Source organism: Streptomyces sp. ME19-01-6, assembly GCF_033793745.1.
In the GTDB taxonomy this organism is placed as follows: domain Bacteria; phylum Actinomycetota; class Actinomycetes; order Streptomycetales; family Streptomycetaceae; genus Streptomyces.
This window is the reverse complement of sequence record NZ_JARAXF010000003.1, coordinates 668,227-683,805: the sequence shown is the minus strand read 5'-3', so window position 1 is coordinate 683,805 and position 15,579 is coordinate 668,227. Positions and strand designations below refer to the sequence as shown.

17 protein-coding genes are annotated in these 15,579 nt (G+C 70.3%); 11 read left to right on the top strand and 6 right to left on the bottom strand.

Annotated features, from left to right (window positions below; all coding sequences use genetic code 11):
- Positions 1-24 precede the first annotated feature (24 nt).
- From PV419_RS09765 to PV419_RS09755, 3 genes are all read left to right on the top strand, one after another.
- Positions 25-954, top strand: a complete 930-nt coding sequence (locus tag PV419_RS09765) for an LLM class flavin-dependent oxidoreductase (protein ID WP_319687492.1) — start codon at positions 25-27, stop codon at positions 952-954.
- Positions 955-1,100: 146 nt separating this feature from the next.
- The gene (locus PV419_RS09760) at positions 1,101-1,559 is read left to right on the top strand and encodes a hypothetical protein (protein WP_319687490.1); all 459 of its coding nucleotides are present in this window, start codon (positions 1,101-1,103) and stop codon (positions 1,557-1,559) included.
- 131 nt (positions 1,560-1,690) lie between these two features.
- Positions 1,691-3,451 carry a S8 family serine peptidase gene (locus tag PV419_RS09755; RefSeq protein WP_319687488.1) on the top strand — a complete coding sequence of 587 codons (1,761 nt, stop codon included), beginning with the start codon at positions 1,691-1,693 and terminating at the stop codon, positions 3,449-3,451.
- A gap of 160 nt (positions 3,452-3,611) precedes the next feature.
- On the opposite strand, the gene PV419_RS09750 is transcribed toward PV419_RS09755, so the two are convergent.
- Positions 3,612-4,751, bottom strand: coding sequence for a substrate-binding domain-containing protein (locus PV419_RS09750; protein ID WP_319687486.1), 1,140 nt, complete (start codon positions 4,749-4,751; stop codon positions 3,612-3,614).
- A 372-nt stretch (positions 4,752-5,123) separates the two neighbouring features.
- Between PV419_RS09750 and PV419_RS09745 the strand changes: the two genes are divergently transcribed.
- From PV419_RS09745 to PV419_RS09725, 5 genes are all read left to right on the top strand, one after another.
- Positions 5,124-7,682 carry an ATP-binding protein gene (locus tag PV419_RS09745; protein WP_415925268.1) on the top strand — a complete coding sequence of 853 codons (2,559 nt, stop codon included), beginning with the start codon at positions 5,124-5,126 and terminating at the stop codon, positions 7,680-7,682.
- Complete coding sequence (locus tag PV419_RS09740; protein ID WP_319687484.1) at positions 7,663-8,142, top strand: roadblock/LC7 domain-containing protein; 480 nt, start codon at positions 7,663-7,665, stop codon at positions 8,140-8,142. Before PV419_RS09745 ends, PV419_RS09740 begins: the two co-directional genes overlap by 20 nt.
- A gap of 52 nt (positions 8,143-8,194) precedes the next feature.
- The gene (locus tag PV419_RS09735; protein ID WP_415925267.1) at positions 8,195-8,638 is read left to right on the top strand and encodes a DUF742 domain-containing protein; all 444 of its coding nucleotides are present in this window, start codon (positions 8,195-8,197) and stop codon (positions 8,636-8,638) included.
- Complete coding sequence (locus PV419_RS09730) at positions 8,586-9,215, top strand: GTP-binding protein (protein ID WP_319687480.1); 630 nt, start codon at positions 8,586-8,588, stop codon at positions 9,213-9,215. Before PV419_RS09735 ends, PV419_RS09730 begins: the two co-directional genes overlap by 53 nt.
- Before the next feature lie 141 nt (positions 9,216-9,356).
- Complete coding sequence (locus tag PV419_RS09725; RefSeq protein WP_319687478.1) at positions 9,357-10,118, top strand: class I SAM-dependent methyltransferase; 762 nt, start codon at positions 9,357-9,359, stop codon at positions 10,116-10,118.
- Between the two features lie 22 nt (positions 10,119-10,140).
- On the opposite strand, the gene PV419_RS09720 is transcribed toward PV419_RS09725, so the two are convergent.
- Positions 10,141-10,590: a DNA-binding protein gene (locus tag PV419_RS09720; RefSeq protein WP_319687476.1), complete on the bottom strand. Its 450-nt coding sequence runs from the start codon at positions 10,588-10,590 to the stop codon at positions 10,141-10,143.
- Positions 10,591-10,766: 176 nt separating this feature from the next.
- Between PV419_RS09720 and PV419_RS09715 the strand changes: the two genes are divergently transcribed.
- The 3 genes from PV419_RS09715 to PV419_RS09705 all read left to right on the top strand — a co-directional run bounded on the left by PV419_RS09715 (position 10,767) and on the right by PV419_RS09705 (position 12,854).
- A complete protein-coding gene (locus tag PV419_RS09715) occupies positions 10,767-11,663 on the top strand; it encodes a DUF6924 domain-containing protein (RefSeq protein WP_319687474.1) in 897 nt (298 codons plus the stop codon).
- Positions 11,664-11,733: 70 nt separating this feature from the next.
- Positions 11,734-11,868: a hypothetical protein gene (locus tag PV419_RS09710; protein WP_319687472.1), complete on the top strand. Its 135-nt coding sequence runs from the start codon at positions 11,734-11,736 to the stop codon at positions 11,866-11,868.
- Complete coding sequence (locus PV419_RS09705; RefSeq protein ID WP_319687470.1) at positions 11,865-12,854, top strand: BtrH N-terminal domain-containing protein; 990 nt, start codon at positions 11,865-11,867, stop codon at positions 12,852-12,854. The genes PV419_RS09710 and PV419_RS09705 overlap by 4 nt, the downstream gene beginning before the upstream one ends.
- A gap of 234 nt (positions 12,855-13,088) precedes the next feature.
- On the opposite strand, the gene PV419_RS09700 is transcribed toward PV419_RS09705, so the two are convergent.
- The 4 genes from PV419_RS09700 to msrA all read right to left on the bottom strand — a co-directional run bounded on the left by PV419_RS09700 (position 13,089) and on the right by msrA (position 15,505).
- Complete coding sequence (locus tag PV419_RS09700; RefSeq protein ID WP_319687468.1) at positions 13,089-13,796, bottom strand: SAVMC3_10250 family protein; 708 nt, start codon at positions 13,794-13,796, stop codon at positions 13,089-13,091.
- Between the two features lie 154 nt (positions 13,797-13,950).
- Complete coding sequence (locus PV419_RS09695; protein WP_319687466.1) at positions 13,951-14,076, bottom strand: hypothetical protein; 126 nt, start codon at positions 14,074-14,076, stop codon at positions 13,951-13,953.
- The gene (locus tag PV419_RS09690; RefSeq protein ID WP_319687577.1) at positions 14,073-14,309 is read right to left on the bottom strand and encodes a hypothetical protein; all 237 of its coding nucleotides are present in this window, start codon (positions 14,307-14,309) and stop codon (positions 14,073-14,075) included. Before PV419_RS09690 ends, PV419_RS09695 begins: the two co-directional genes overlap by 4 nt.
- A gap of 488 nt (positions 14,310-14,797) precedes the next feature.
- On the bottom strand, positions 14,798-15,505 hold the full coding sequence (msrA, locus tag PV419_RS09685; protein WP_319687464.1) for a peptide-methionine (S)-S-oxide reductase MsrA: 708 nt from the start codon (positions 15,503-15,505) through the stop codon (positions 14,798-14,800).
- Between the last annotated feature and the right edge of the window lie 74 nt (positions 15,506-15,579).

The following is a 15,579-nucleotide window of genomic DNA, read 5'->3' as shown; positions in this document are numbered from 1 at the left end:
GCCCGCGCCGCTTACATTGGCCGGATGACCAAGGACCTGGTGATTAACGATCCCGTGATCAACGAGGCTTCGCCGCGCCGCCGTATCGGCGTGATGTTCGACCGGGACCGCAAGCCCGAGGAACTGTCCGCGTTCGCGCGGGCGGTGGAGGAGTACGGGGCGGACGACCTGTGGGTCGTCGAGGACCTGGGCTGGGCCGGGGGGATCGGCTCGGCGACGCTCGCGCTGGCGGCCACCGAGCGGCTGCGGGTCGGCATCGGGATCGCCCCGGCCCCGCTGCGCAACCCGGCGCTGCTCGCCATGGAACTGGCCACGGTGGCCCGGGTGTTCCCGGGCCGGTTCGTCGCGGGCGTCGGGCACGGCGTGCCGCCGTGGATGGCCCAGGTCGGCGCCGCGTCCCCGACCCCGCTCGCGCTGCTCGAAGAGACGATCACGGTGGTGCGCACCCTGCTGCGCGGCGGGACGGCCACCCTCGACGGCCGGGCCGTGCACATCGACGGCGTGACCCTGGTCCACCCGCCCGCAGAGCCCCCGCCGGTCGTCTCGGGTGTCGTACGCCCCCGCTCGCTGGAGCTGTCCGGCCGCGCCGCCGACGGCACGGTCATGGCCGAGGGCCAGGGCCCGGGCGCGATCGCCGCCGCGCTCGGCCACATCGCGAAAGGGCGCGCCGCCGCCGGTGCCACCCGGCCGCACGAGCTGATCGTCTTCACCCATCTGTGCGTGGCCGACGACCCCGGGCGCGTGGCGACGGCCACCGCGCCCGTGCGCGACGAGTACTCCGAATGGCTCGGCGTCCAGCGCGACGAGGTGTTCCTCGCGGCGGGCGACGCCGCCACCGTCGCCGAACGGGTCCGGGTCCTGTGGGAGGCGGGCGCGGAGACGGTCGTGCTGCGTCCGGTGGGGGAGGATCCGCTGGCCCAGGTGCGTACGGCGCTGGGGGCGTTGGTGCGCTGACGGCCGATCTCCGATTGCGGAGGATCCTGACACCGACTTAGCGTAAATGTAACAATTAGGGCATACGGGGCGTGTCGCCCCTGTGTCCTTCCCCTTCGAAGTCGTCGTGTGGAGGATCCATGTCGGTGATGACTGGCACTCAGCCCATGCAGCAGACCCAGCCCCAGATGGGCCAGCAGCAAATCGGCCAGATCGTGCAGCAGGCGATGCAACAGGCCTGCCAGCAGGCGAGCCAGCAGATCGCGCAGCGCATGCAGCACACCATCCAGCAGCTCCAGCAGATCAACCAGCAGGGCCTGGGGCAGCAGGCGCACCCGTACCTGGCCGTGGCGCTGCACTACTCGCTGCACAACGGGGTCCGGCAGGCCGTGGAGCAGGCCGTACAACAGGCGCTGCCGGTCGCGATCGCGACGCTGATCCAGCAGCAGGGTCAGCAGGGTCAGCAGGGCCAGCAGGGCCAGCAGGGCCAGCAGGGCTTCGGCCAGCAGCAGGGCTTCGGTCAGCAGGGCTATGGCCAGCAGGGCTTCGGCCAGCCGGGCATGGGCATGCAGCAGTTCGGCCAGCAGCCGTACCAGCAGTACCAGCAGCCGTTCGGCCTCGGCTGACGCGTGGGTTGACGCGGTGCGGTGTGCCCGGAGGAACGGTTCCCGAGCACACCGCATCACCGTGGGAGCGCGGCCCCCGGTCGCCGGAGCACAAGCGCAAGGACGACGTTGGCGTGGTGAAGGTGGACGTGATGCTCAAGAACAGGCCCGAGAACGACAGGGACGGCGCATCCGGAGGCGCGGGCGAGCCCGGGCGCGCGGGCGCGGGCAGGGAGGAGGGGCCGCGCAAGAAGAACGCGCGGCGCCCCATCGCGGTGCGGCCGCGCCGCGAGCGGTACCTGGTGACCCCGCTGCCCCAGCACCTGCTCCCGCCCGGAGTGGCCGCGCTCGACATGGACGCGGTGTGCGAGCGGCTGGGCCGGATGCCGGAGGTCACGGTGGTCCGCCGGCTCCGGCCCTCGGAGAGGCCGGACTCGGCGGGGCCGCCCGCCTCCTGTCCGGAGATCGCGGTGGTCGAGGCGGCCGAGGACCAGGTGCCCTCGATGCGGTCGGCGCACGTCCATGTGGAGCCGGACCTGCCGCTGACCAGGTCGGGCGCGGGCGCGGCCACCGGGCCGGTGGCGGGGATGATGCCGCTGGCCGACCCGGGGCTGGTCGCCCCGCTGGAAGCACCCGTGGAGATCGCGCTGCGGGTCTGCGGCCCGGACGAGGAGCCGCTGGCCGGGGCCGGGGTGTTCCTCATCGGGGCGTCCTGGCCGGCCCAGGGCATCACGGGCGCCGACGGGACGGCGACGCTGCTGCTGGCCACCGAGTCGGCGCAGTCCGTCCAGGCCCTGTACGTCCGCCCCGCGGGTGGCTATGTCGACCGCTGGATCCACCGTCCGGACCTCTCGGCGACCCAGGAGAACCTGGTCACCCTCACCCCGCTGGCCAAGGTGTACCCGGGACTTGAGGAGCGGCAGCAGTACGGCTGGGGCCAGCAGGCCATGCGTCTCGACCGGCTGCCGCCCACCTTCCGCGGCTTCGGGGTGAAGGTCGCGGTCATCGGCTCGGGCGTCGCCGCCGACCACCCCGACCTGAAGGACCGGGTGCGCTCCGGGGCGGATCTGGTCGGCGGAACGGAACAGGGCTGGGCCCAGGACACCATCGGCACCGGCACCCACGCGGCGGGCGTGATCGCCGCGGCCGACACCGGACCCGGCGTCATCGGCATCGCCGTCGACGCCCGGATCGAGGCCTGCCAGGTGCTGCCCGGCGGCCACTTCAGCGATCTGATCGCCGCGCTCGACCACTGCATCGAAACCGAGGTCGACATCGCCCATGTCGCGGTGGCCACCCCGTACTCCTCCGAACTGGTCTCCCGCAAGCTCGCCGACGCCCACGCCGCGGGCGTCGCCTGCGTCGCCCCGGCGGGCGACTTCGGCGGCCCGGTCGCCTTCCCCGGCTCGCTGCCCACCGTGTTCACCGTCGGCGCGCTGGGCGCCTTCGGCTCGTACCCGCCCGACACCTCCCAGGCGACCCACGCGGGCCCGCCGCTGACCCCGGAGGGCCTGTTCGCCGCGCGGTTCAGCGCGTACGGACCCGAGGTCGACGCGGTCGCCCCCGGCGTGGCGGTCCTGTCCTGCTCGCCGCGCGGCGGCTACGCGGCGCTGGACGGCACCGGTCCGGCCTCGGCCCATGTCGCCGGCCTCGCCGCCCTCGTCCTCGCCCATCACGAGGACTTCCGCGGCCAGCTGCCGCCCCGTGGACCCGGCCGGGTGCAGCGCCTGTTCGAGATCATCGCCGCCAGCTGCCGCCCCCTGGCCCTCCCCGGCTCCTGGGAAGCGGCCCGCACCGGCCGCGGCCTCCCCGACGCCCTCGTCGCCCTCGGCCTGGCCCCGGGCGTACAACTCGCCCCCACGGTCGCGTCCTACGCCCCGCCCATGGCCGGCTACGGCGCCTCCCCGCAGTGACGTCCGCGTGAGCGTGGCGGCTTGGGTCCGCGGCGGCGTTCGGCGGTCCGCCGCCGCGGGTGCGGGGCGAGCGCGCCTGGGAGCTCTGGGTTGAGCTCAAGGCCCTGGGGCTGTCGCCCGAGGAGGCGCCGACGCCCTGATGGTCAACATGCCCACCTGGTCAGCGGTCCCATATCTTGCGGTACGCCTGGCGGTAGCCCTCCGAGTCCCAGGACAGCGCGCCACCGCTGTTGGCGGCGGTGGTGATGTGGACGGGGGCGACGTATCCGCTGGCCGGCTGGCCGGCGAAGGCGCGGTTGAACTCGTCGACGATCTGCCAGCCCTGCTCGGAGAGCGGCTCGGGCACGGTCGCGGCCTGGTACTGCTTGCCGTTGACGCGCTCGAAGGCCGACGGATCGCCGTCACCGGCGCCGATGTTGTACGGGGCGCCGTCGCCGTCCTTCCCCGCGGCGCGCAGGGCGGGGGCGGCGTGGCGGAAGTACAGGTCGTTGATGGCGACGGAGTAGGTCCACTGGTCCCCGAAGCGCTTGAGCAGGGAGGAGGCCTCCTTGACGGAGCGGCTGTTGGCCTCGGGAATGGGGATGTTCTTGTACTCCAGCAGCTTGACGCCGGAGCAGGTGGCGAGCTCCTTCTTGATCATCTCGGACTTGTGCTTGGGGAAGCCGGACGTGGTGTCGGTGAACACGACCACGCCCGCGTGGCCGTTGGACCGGGCGATGATCCAGTCGGCGCTGATCTTCGCGACATCCTCGACCCTGGACGTCACGTTGCTGAAGAGCTTCGGATCCTTGCTGGGGCCGGGGGCGGTGGTGGCGTGCCAGCCGATCACCGGGATGCCCGCCGCGTCGGCCTGCTGGATCTCCTTGGGGACGATCTCGGGGCCGAAGCCGCTGATGACGATGCCGTCCGCCTTGGCGTCGATGGCCTCCTTGAAGGCGGCCTTGACGCCGGCGGTCGTGCCCTTGCCGTTGAGGATCCGGGCGTGCCAGCCGACGACCTTGGCGGCCTCCCCGACGCCTTGGGCGACTCCGGCGGGGCCAGGGTTGGCCAGGGTGTGGGCGATGTAGACGATGGTCTTGCCGCGCACGGCCTTGGGCCCGCTGGTGGGGCCGGTCCAGGGGGCGTCCACGTCCTCGGCCTTCGCGACGGCCCGCTTGGCTTTGGCGAGCACGGTGGGACAGCCGGGCTTGGCGGAGCCAGAACCGGAGACGTCGGTGTCGGAATCCGGATCGCAGCCGGCGGCGGTGGCCACGGCCAGGAGCGCGGCGGCGGTCGCGACCGCCTTGCGGGTGGAGTGCACGGGTCTCCTCGCGGGCAAGAGAGGGCTACGGCTTCGGGGTGGGGGAGGAACAGGGTACGGGCACCGGTTCTCTCGGGTGGCGGGGCCTCCGATGAGGGGCGTTCAAAGGGTGCTCAAGGGCGCCTTGTCCATGGGCAAATGCCGCAGAAAGCACATGTTTCCTGGTCTTAATCGCCTATGCCTTGCATGCCTGCGCGCAAACGGTAGTGTTCACCGCCGGTCGGACTGTGGCGCGATTCCATCGCTCGCACGCGGGCGTGAGTCGTCGCGCGTGCGGGTGACGCTGTGAGAGAGTCACGCTCCCCGGTCGTCGGCGGTCGGCACCAACAACACCTCGGTCACCGCTCAGAAGCATATGAAAGGAGGCCCGGGGTGTCTGTGGACACGGCGGATCCGTCGCTTGAATCCAAGCCCGAACCCGCATCCGATTCCGAACCCGACTCGTCCGACAGTGCGCCGCTGACGCCGCGCTCCCGCCGGAGGGCGGGAGCCCTCCTCGACCGATGGCCGTTCCGGCGGAAAATCAACGTCCTGGTGATCGTGCCCGTCGCGGTCGTCGGCGTGCTGCTGGCCGTCGGCGTCACCAGCCAGGTGAACGCGGCCCAGGACGCCGGCCGCACCGCCGACGTGGTGCGCGACAGCAAGCAGGTCGCGGAGCTGATCAACGACCTCCAGGCCGAACTCCGCCAGGCGCTGCTGCTGTCCGTGCAGCACGACGCGCTCCGGCCCGGCACCGCCCTGCCCTCGACCAACGCCTACCGCAAGGCGCAGGACACCACCGACGACCAGGCCAACGCCGTGCGTGAGGCCTTCGCCGAGCAGGGCCTGCCGAAGGAGGAGGCACAGGCTCTTGAGTACGTCCGGGGCCTCGCCGTGCTGCGCGACAAGGTCGAACGGGGCTCGGTTTCCGCCGCCGGCATCAGCCCGGCGTACGCGGGCGCGGTTGAGTACCTGATCGACGGCATCGGGCTCGACACCTCCTCCGGCACCTCGTCGTCCTCGGTCATCCGGCTGCTCGACGCGGCGCTGCGCGCCGACGCCGCCCACGCGGCCTTCGAGAGCGGGGTGTTCTCCGCGCAGACCCAGGACGCCAACGCCCTCACCGAGTACAGCCGCGCGGTCAGCGCCCAGGCGGTCTACGACTACCAGGCGGAACGGTTCGCCAGGATCGCCACCCGGGCCCAGGTCCTGGCCCTCAGCGGTATCGACCAAGAAGCCGAGCAGAACGGCATCTCGGACCAGTTCGCGGAGCTCGAGATCGACCCGACCTCCCTGCAGGGCCAGACGCCGCAGCAGCTGCGCAAGGCGATGGCCGCCGGAACCCGCCAGGCCGAGGCCCGCCTCGACATCACCCAGTCGCTCATCGGACAGATCGCCGACCAGGCCGACTCCCTCTCCAAAAGCGCCCTGCACAAGGCGCTGGCCATGCTCGCGCTCGCCCTGCTCGGCTTCGTCGTCTGGCTGACGTTCTCCGTCCTGGTCCGCCGCTCGGTCGTACGCCCCCTGACGGCCCTCACCGGCGCCGCGCACCAGGTGGTCGACGTGGCGGGCCAGGAACTCGCCCGGGTCGAGGACGACGACGAGTCGGCGGAGCGCACCCCGCTGCGCCCGCGTCCGATCCCGGTCCCGGTCCGCGACGAGATCGGCGACCTCGCCGAGGCCTTCAACCAGGTGCAGGTCACCGCAGCGGCGCTGCTGGAACGGCAGGTCCTCAGCCGCCGCAACGTCGCCGAGATGTTCGGCAACGTCGGACGCCGCGTCTCCAACCTGACCGCGCGCCAGCTCATGCTGATCGACGCCGTCGAACGCGAGGAGACCGACCCCGAGGTCCTGGAGCGGCTCTACCGCATCGACCACATCGCCGTACGCCTCCAGCGCAACGCCGACAGCCTGATGCTGCTCGCCGGCATCCGGGAGACCGACGTGGAGGCCCGGCCGACCACCCTGGCCAACGTCATCCGGGCGGGACTCGGCCGGATCGAGGGGTTCCAGCGGGTGGCCCTGCGGGCCGAGACGGAGATCACCGTCGCGCCCGACATCATCGCCGACCTGACGCTGATGCTCGCCGAACTGCTGGAGAACGCGGTCTCCTTCTCGCCCTCCCACACGCCCGTCGAGGTGGTCGTCCGGCCCGGCACCGACGTCAGCTCGGACGGCGGGGCGCTGATCGAAGTCATCGACCACGGCCTCGGGATGAGCGCGGAACGCCTCGACGAGGAGAACGCCCGGCTCGTCCGCCGCGAGCGGCTCGACCTCGTACCGAGCAAGGTGCTCGGCCTCTTCGTGGTCGGCAGCCTCGCCCGGCGCTGGGGCATCCGGGTCACCCTGAGCCGCACGCCCGGGGGCGGGGTCACCGGCTCCGTCTGGATCCCGGCCGCGCTGATGCTGACCGTGAGCCCGCTGGACCTGACGCCGACCACGGACGCGGGCACGGCGACGGACGCGGCCAAGGCCGGAACCGTATGGGAACTCCCGGCGAGGCCGGACCCCCTGACACAGCCCGAGCGGGAATCCGCCGCGCCCACGCCGCTGCCCGTGCGGACCCCCGTCACCGCGCCGGCGCAGTCGGGCGGGCTGCCCCGGCGCATCCCGAACCGCAAGAGCGCGGAGCGGACCGCGGCGACCGACGAGCGGGCCACCACCAGCGCCGCCGCCGACACGCCGCCGGCCGCCTCTGACGCACCGTCCCCCCGCTCGCTGCGCAGGCGGGTACGGGGAGCGACCCTCGCCACGACCACGACGTCGGCCGACCAGGTCATCCCGACCGGGCGCCGAACCGTCGACGCCGAGGCGGTCCGCAGCGAACTCGACGAGTTCGAGGCCGCTGTACGCAGGGCCCAGCGGGACAGCGCCGCCACCTCGACGGAACCAGCGGCGTCCCCACCACAGCGATCCAGGAAGGAGTCGGGCAGTGACCACGCCGACAGATAACGGCAGTTCCGAGGAGCGGGCGCAACCCACCGATCTGCGCGCCGCCGCAGCCGACTTCACTTGGCTGCTGGACCGGTTCGCCAGCGAGACCGCCGGAGTGGTGGACGCCATCGCGGTGTCCACCGACGGCCTGCTGATCGCCGTCTCCCAACTGCGCGAGCCGGCCGACTCGGAGCGGCTCGCCGCGATCGTCTCCGGCATCACCAGCCTCGCCGCGGGCGCCTCCGGAAACTACGGCCTCGGCGGCCTCAACAAGGTCATCATCGACCTGGAGGGCGGTCATGTGCTGGTGTCGGCCATCGGCAGCGGGGCCGTTCTCGGCGTGGTGGCCTCGAAGGAGGCGAAGCTGGGCAACATCGCCTATGAGATGGCCCTGTTCGCCAACCGGGCCGGAGCCGCGCTCACTCCTCAGCTGGTGCTGGAGCTGAAGAGGAACGCCGGCGCCGCCCCGGCCGGCTGACCCGTCCCACCACACAGGGGCAGAGGGCACAGGCATTCAGAAGGGGATCATGATGGCCGCCGGTGAACCAGTACCGCACGAGGCAGCGGGCAGCGCCTGGGAACCGCCGGAGCCGGCCGGCCGCGCCTCGGCGATCCGGCCGTTCCTGCTGACCGCCGGCCGGGTGTCGGGGAGCGGCGCCGGGCTGTCGCTCCCGCTCGAGTCGCAGGTGGTGGCGACCCCGACCGGGCTCTCCGCCCTGGACTCGCTCACCTTCGAACGCCACGACCTCGTCGCCGCCTGCCGGCGCCCGCAGTCGGTGGCCGAGCTCGCCGCCCGGCTGCGACTGCATCTCAACGTGGTCCGGGTGCTGGCGGGGGACCTGTGCACCGCCGGGCATCTGGTGGTGCATGTGCCGAACGCCAAGGCGACCCAGGACATCTCCGTACTGCGAAGGGTTATCGATGGTCTCCGTGCCGTCCCCGACTCCCGGGGCACACTCCGCGACAGCAGCTGAACAGCCATCGGCTGCGCAGCCGCCGCTGCCGGTCAAGCTGGTCATCGCCGGCGGCTTCGGGGTCGGCAAGACCACGGCCGTGGGCGCGATCTCCGAGATCCGTCCGCTGACCACCGAGGCCGCGATCACGGAGGTCGCCGCGGGCGTGGACGACCTCACGCACACCCCCGGCAAGACCACCACCACGGTCGCCATGGACTTCGGCTGCATCACCATCGACCCGACGCTGAAGCTCTATCTGTTCGGCACGCCGGGCCAGGACCGGTTCGGCTTCATGTGGGACGACGTGGTCGAGGGCGCCCTCGGCGGCCTGGTGATCGTGGACACCCGCCGCCTGGACGACTGTTACGCGGCGGTGGACTACTTCGAGCACAAGGACATCCCCTTCGCCGTCGCCGTCAATGCCTTCGACGGGGAGGTGCAGCACGACCTCGACGAGGTGCGGTGGGCGCTGGACGTCTCCGAGCACGTACCGCTGATCGTCTTCGACGCCCGGAAGATGGGCTCGGTCCGGGACGCGCTGCTGGTCGTCCTCGACGTCGCCCTCTCCCGAGCGCAGAGCACGGCCGCGAGCTGACGCCCTGAGGCCCCCGCTGCCGGTCGCCCGGTTGCCTGTTTGCCGCTGTGCCGCGTCGAGGCGCACCGGCACGATCAACGCCGGCCCCGCCTCAACCCGCCTGACTCGCCCAGCACACGGGGCGCGGAGGAGGATGGACGCATGACCGCCACATCACGCGCCCATTCGTTCAACGCGGCCGCCGCCCAGTACGCCGCGAACCGCCCTTCCTACCCGCCCGCCCTCCTGGACGCCGTCGAGGAACTCATGGGGCGCCCCCTCGCCGGCGCCCGTGTCGCCGACGTCGGTGCGGGCACCGGAATCGCCACGTCCCTGCTGCGCGAGCGCGGCGCCGACGTGACCGCCGTCGAGCCCGGCGGCGGCATGGCGGCCCAGTTCCGCCGTACGCTGCCCGACGCGCCGATCGTCCGAGGCGACGGCAACGCCCTGCCCCTCGCCGACGCGTCCCACGACCTCATCACCTACGCGCAGTCCTGGCACTGGACCGACACCACCCGCTCCGTCCCCGAGGCGCTGCGCGTCCTGCGCCCGGGCGGCGCGCTCGCGCTCTGGTGGAACACCAGCGCCCTCGATGTGCCGTGGATCGCCACGCAGGACGAGCGCATCGCACACCACTGCGGAGTGAAGTCCCCCTCAAAGGAGCGTCCCGGCGACGACCGCGCCATCCAGCTCGCGGGCCTCGCGGGCCTCGGGGTCACCCGCCGCCATGTGCGCTGGAGCCGCGTCGTCCCTCTCGACACGCATCTCGCCAACATCGGCAGCCACTCGGCGTTCCTCGTCCTCGGCGAAACCGGCGCCCGCGCCTTTCTCACCGAGGAGCGCGCCCGCATAGGCGAGATCTTCCCCGACGGGATGGTGGAGGAGACGTACGTGGTCGATCTCCTGGTCGCCATCCGGCCCTGAGCCCGCTGAATCCGGGGCCTTCCTACCCCGGGCCGTCCGCCTCGGCCGCGGCGCGGCTGGCCAGCCGTTCGTAACGCTGCCGGGCGGCTTGCGGAGTGCCGAGACCGAGTCCGAAGGCGACCTCCTGCCAGGTCATGCCGCGGCCCCGCGCCATCTGGAGGAGCCCGACTTCCAGTTCGTCCATCTCCCCGCGAACCAGCGGGACCAGGCTCAACGCGGCAGTGATATCGGCCTGATCCACCTCCGGCTCCCCGTCAACCGGCTGCGCCGCCCCACTGAGCAGGAACGACACGAGCCTGACGGCCTCGTGCGGCCCGATGAGCGAAGGATGAACCTGCCGGCGGCGCTGCTCGTCGGTGGCCGCGTGCCGCTCGGCGATGCGCAGCAAAGACGCGTACACGCGGTGGGCTCGCGCCTGGTCCGGCTGCGGGGGTGTGAAGGGATCGGTGTGCTGATCGGGAGTTGGTGGCATGAGATCAGGGTGGCTCGCACACGAGGTGATGTCAACTAATCGTTGTAAACGATTCGTTCAAAGCCGGCAGGTCGATGTACTCCCTCGCTGTCAGAGGGGTTCGGCAAAATCGGCCGGGTGTCGGGGTGTTGCCCCCGGCCGCGTGCTGTTCTTGTTCCTGCCGGGATGGAGGTCCCATGCCGTACCCGAAGCTTCCCGAGCCTGAGCCCGGCGAAGTGCTGCTGATCTGTGCCTGTTACGAGGAGGGCAGGGCTCAGTGGGACGGGGTCCTTCGTGCCCTCGGCGGGCGGCGGGACGGGCAGGTGGTCGCCCTCGGGGACGGCGGGGTGCGGCTCCGCCTTGCGGAGCACCCCGAGTGGGACTACGTCCACGGTGGGAACTTCCCCGCGCTCGTCGAAGAGGGCGGTGCGGCGCCGCCTGTCGCCGTCGTCGTGGACATCCGCGCCGTGTACGGCGGTGATGCCGTGCTGCTGGTCGACCTGCGGGACATCCCCGGGCGGGGAGCCCGGGTCCCGACGGACGGACTCGGCCCCGTTCTGGCGGACCTGCTGGTCGGCTCCCTCCGCTTCGACGGACTCGTACGGGGGATGGACCGGTTCGGTATCTACCAGGGTGACGGCGGCACCCCGGCGGTCCTCACCCCGACCACGGTGGTCCGCGCCTCGTTTCCCCCGCTGCCGGCCACCGAGACGACGCTGCTGGTCCGCACCGACTTCACCGACGACCGGGGCTGGCGTGCCCTCGTGGACGCCCTGGGCAAGCCGGACGAGGGCAGTGGGGGGCCCACAGGTGAGGAGTTCTACGAGGACGTGGAGCTGTCCGCCCTCGTCGTCGACGATCGCCGGTTCGAGCATCTCCAGCCCGGTCAGATCCCCGCTGTGGTGCCGCCCGACGAGCACACCACCATGGTCGCGCTCGCGGATGCCGTGACCCTGGCGGACCCGGCCCACCCGCTGTTCGTGGTGGACCTGTACGACACTCCGGGCCAGGCGGCCCGCATCCCCCTCGCCGAGGCCGCGTCGATGGCCGTCAACCTGGAGATAGCCAATATGGACTTCGCCGACTTCGTGTAGACGGCCGGCCCCGCTCGGGAGTTCCGCCGGCGGTGGACTCTCCCACCGTGGGAGAGTCCACCATGATGGCGTGCAAGAGGTGCGAGCGCGCGGGCTGCGCCCGCAAGCGCCCGTACGTGAGGCCTGTCTCGTCGGGCCGGCACAGGCACCGCAAGAAGAACTGATGACCCGGCTGATCATCCCCGTCCAGGAGACCATGGCATGACCACGGTGAAAGACATCGATGCCCGCGGTACGCAGCACTGCGAAACCACAGCTCTGGGCGTGCTGCTGCGACACCAAGGACTCGATCTGTCCGAGCCCATGCTCTTCGGCCTCGGCTCCGGTCTCTCCTTCATCTACTGGGACAGCAAGAACATGGGCTTCCCCTTCCTCGGAGGACGGGTCAAGCCTTTCGACCTCACCAGAAACCTGGCCACCGGACTCGGGCTGGAGCTCTTGGTCCAGGAGACCACCTCCCCCCGCAGGGCGTGGGAGAACGTGGCAGCCCCCATCGACGCCGGCCACCCGGTCGGACTGCAACTCGACAGCTACTACCTGGACTACTTCGGGTCGAAGGTGCACTTCGGCGGTCATGTCGTCGCCATGTACGGCTACGACGCCCACGCCGCCCACCTGGTGGACACCGACCAGCAAGGCGGAGCGGTATCCACCAGCCTGACCAGCCTCGCCCAGGCCAGAGCCGCGCGCGGCCCGATGACCGCCAAGCACCGGTCCTTCACCCTCACCGCTCCGAGGAACCTGCCCTCCCCACAGCGCCAGATCATTCCCGCCATCACCGCCTGCGCCGACGCCTTCCTCAACCCGCCCATCGCCAACCTGGGGCACCGTGGAATCGAGAAGGCCGGGAAGCTGGTACGCACATGGCTCCAGCGGACCGACAACCCGCGACAGGACCTGCCTCAGGCAGCCCTCTTGATGGAGAAGGCCGGCACCGGCGGCGCCCTGTTCCGTAATCTCTACCGCGACTTCCTCGCCGAATGCACCCAACTACTCGACAGCACCCACCTGCGCACCGGCCACGGGCTGTACACCGAGGCAGCCACCCTGTGGACGGAAGCCGCAGCACTGATCACCAAAGCCGGCGAATCAGGCGATGCGCAGTACCTCGCACAGGCAGGCACCGTCCTGTGCGATCTTTCACGCATAGAGCGCGAGGCCATGCAGGCGCTGACCTGTCTGCAGGAGTGAGACACCCAGCGGAGCCGGCCCTGACAGGCGGCAGCGCTCAGCTGTCGGCCGGGGCCACGCCGATTGGGGCAGGAGACTCCCGTGCCGCCGAGCCTGTTGTGTCATGTGACCCGTTGGCGTGCTGCTCGTCGTTCACCTCATGCTTCGCGAAGAACAGGAAGGATGAGCAGTTTCGCGTCACGGTCGAGCAGGAAGTCTCCTAGGAGTTGGGGGTTGTCGCGCCTGGTGCCAGGGCTAGGAGTACTCGACGATGAGAGGCGAGGCCACCACAAGCTGGGACGGGCAGCGAACGTCATCCTCCGTCGACAGAAAAATTCGATCAGTGCTGTCGAAAGTTCCTACTACCTGGGCGTAGCCAAACAGTCTGGGGAAGCTAATGCTGTGCTGCTGGGCCCGTTCGGCCATCTTGATTACGCCATCCCGGAATCCTGCGGTACCTCGCAAATTTGACTCGTTGGATTCGGCTGCTGCTGCCTGAATCATGGCGGCGAGGCTATCGTGAGATGAATCTAGGTCGTGAACGTCTACGCCTGCCACGATGCCAGGGGGCGTAGTGAGATGATTTGGATTTCCGTAGAGCAGTAGCGCGATGTCGCCGGTGGATCCGGGATGAGGGCCAAAGAAGAGCATTCGGAGGTTGCCGACCCATACGAGGGCTTGTGCCAGCCTTGTCTCAAACTGAATCCAGGTGCCATCTGATACGTCCGGATCTTCGTAATGCAGTGCGGATTTTTTGAGATACTTAAAGACCTTGGATGACCTTCTGAGGACTGTTTCCGTCTCGCTGGCTTCAGTGCCGTCGGGTTCTGCTGTTGCAGATAGCGATGCGTTGATGCCTGGTACCGATATCTCGGCACTCACGTCCTTCATGGATACGCGGCGTTTCCTGTGCCCCATGAACTGTCGCGACTTGGTTTCGGAGAAGTACAGTACTTGGTGCACGCGGGTCCTCCACTCATGGAGCCTTAGCGGGATTGGTGCATTCTAGACCTGTCAATGGGGGTGAGTGGCTGAGGAAGTGGAACCAGCCGTCCGCCGCGTCCATGCGGCGCATGCCTCCCGGCCGGGGGCCGTTGCCGAAATCGCTGACGTCGACTCACAGCCCGGCCAGGCTGACCAGTTGCTCCGCGAGACGCTCCACTTCGGCCACCACGTGAGCGGGGATACCGCCTGCGACGTGGGCGTGATCAGGGTCGTACTCCCAGCGCCAGTCGGTGCTCACCGCGGTGGGAGGCCGAGCGCGGCGTATGCGTCGTCCAGGATCTTGCCGAGAGCGGATGCGGCGCGGCGGGTCTGCGTCGAGTCACCGATCTCGGCGGTGTCTTCCCAGTGACGGAACTCTTTCGCGACATTCGGCTGCCGCTGGATGTGGACGAGGGCGACGGCCTGGCGGAGGGCCGTGACGGTGGCAGGTGGCTGGGGGATGAGTGGCTGCCCGGCGCTGGAGGTGGTCATTGCTGCTCCCATGGGCGAGATTCTGATCCCTGGGAGCAGCGTATCGAGTCCAAGCTCGATCACATCGCCCGAATGAGTGAGGCGGAGACCCTCAGCTTCCAGCGGGGGCGATCCCTGTGGCCCATGCTGTGGACGCTGTCGCACTCTTGGGCATGCTGCGATGGGCTGGAGCATGGGCCGGCAGCGAACCTCAGTGGACAGCGGCACCGGGTATCAGGGCCACGAGTCCCGGGATGAAGCTGCTCACTGCCGCGAGCGTGACCAGCGTCGCCTTTCCGTCTGAGAACAGCCCGGAGCAAAACTCGCGCACTCTCCGCCGCACAATCAGCATCTTGAGCTTCTGCCACCGGTGCTGGCGGATGTGGCAGCCCATGCCAAGGCCATAAGGCTGACGCGCGGCGGAGCCAGCTCGCCCAGACGGTGTGGGGGATCCGGCCGTGGCGTCGTCCTGAGCCACGGCCGGTCGGGTCAGACGTGAACTTGGTCGGCTACTGATCCGTGGCTTCCGGCGCCGGAGCGATGCCTGTCGGGCAGGACGCCCCCCAGTTGGTTTCGAACGGGTCACCCAACTTGACGCCCGTGCCGCCGATACCGCAGTAGCCGGCCGGGTTTTTGTCCAGGTATTGCTGGTGATATGCCTCGGCCGCGTAGAAGGGACCGGCCGGGAGTATTTCGGTGGTGATGTCGCCGTAGCCGGACTTGGTGAGGACGGATTGGTACGCGGCGCGCGAGGCCTCCGCCTCGGACTGCTGCTCGGGGGAGTGGGTGTAGAGGGCCGAGCGGTACTGGGTGCCGACGTCGTTGCCCTGGCGGAAGCCCTGGGTCGGGTCGTGGGATTCCCAGAAGAGCTTCAGGAGGGCGGCGTACGAGGTGGTGGAGGGGTCGTAGACGACGCGGACCGCTTCGGTGTGGGCGGTCAGGCCGCTGCAGACCTCTTCATAGGTGGGGTTTTGGGTGTGGCCGCCCTGATAGCCGACGAGGGTGGTCCAGACGCCGGGGGCCTGCCAGAACTTGCGTTCGGCGCCCCAGAAACAGCCGAGGCCGAAGTCGGCGACGAGGAGGCCCTCGGGGTAGGGGCCGGTGAGGGGGTTGCCGAGGACGGTGTGGCGCTCGGGGACCGGGAAACCGGGTTCGGCGCGTCCCTTGAGCGCTTCCTCGGCCGAGGGGAGGTGGGACTTGTGGCGGCTGAACAGCATCGATGGCTCCCTGAGCTCCACGGGGCGGGTGCGGAGTGCACTCCTTACAACGGGCTGGGGCGGTGGGCCATTCC

Coding starts and splice junctions, on each gene's coding strand:
- PV419_RS09765 (WP_319687492.1), top strand. CDS start 25: ATGACCAAGGACCTGGTGATTAACGATCCCGTGATCAACGAGGCTTCG.
- PV419_RS09760 (WP_319687490.1), top strand. CDS start 1,101: ATGCAGCAGACCCAGCCCCAGATGGGCCAGCAGCAAATCGGCCAGATC.
- PV419_RS09755 (WP_319687488.1), top strand. CDS start 1,691: ATGCTCAAGAACAGGCCCGAGAACGACAGGGACGGCGCATCCGGAGGC.
- PV419_RS09735 (WP_415925267.1), top strand. CDS start 8,195: ATGGCCGCCGGTGAACCAGTACCGCACGAGGCAGCGGGCAGCGCCTGG.
- PV419_RS09730 (WP_319687480.1), top strand. CDS start 8,586: ATGGTCTCCGTGCCGTCCCCGACTCCCGGGGCACACTCCGCGACAGCA.
- PV419_RS09725 (WP_319687478.1), top strand. CDS start 9,357: ATGACCGCCACATCACGCGCCCATTCGTTCAACGCGGCCGCCGCCCAG.
- PV419_RS09720 (WP_319687476.1), bottom strand. CDS start 10,590: ATGCCACCAACTCCCGATCAGCACACCGATCCCTTCACACCCCCGCAG.
- PV419_RS09715 (WP_319687474.1), top strand. CDS start 10,767: ATGCCGTACCCGAAGCTTCCCGAGCCTGAGCCCGGCGAAGTGCTGCTG.
- PV419_RS09705 (WP_319687470.1), top strand. CDS start 11,865: ATGACCACGGTGAAAGACATCGATGCCCGCGGTACGCAGCACTGCGAA.
- PV419_RS09690 (WP_319687577.1), bottom strand. CDS start 14,309: ATGACCACCTCCAGCGCCGGGCAGCCACTCATCCCCCAGCCACCTGCC.
- msrA (WP_319687464.1), bottom strand. CDS start 15,505: ATGCTGTTCAGCCGCCACAAGTCCCACCTCCCCTCGGCCGAGGAAGCG.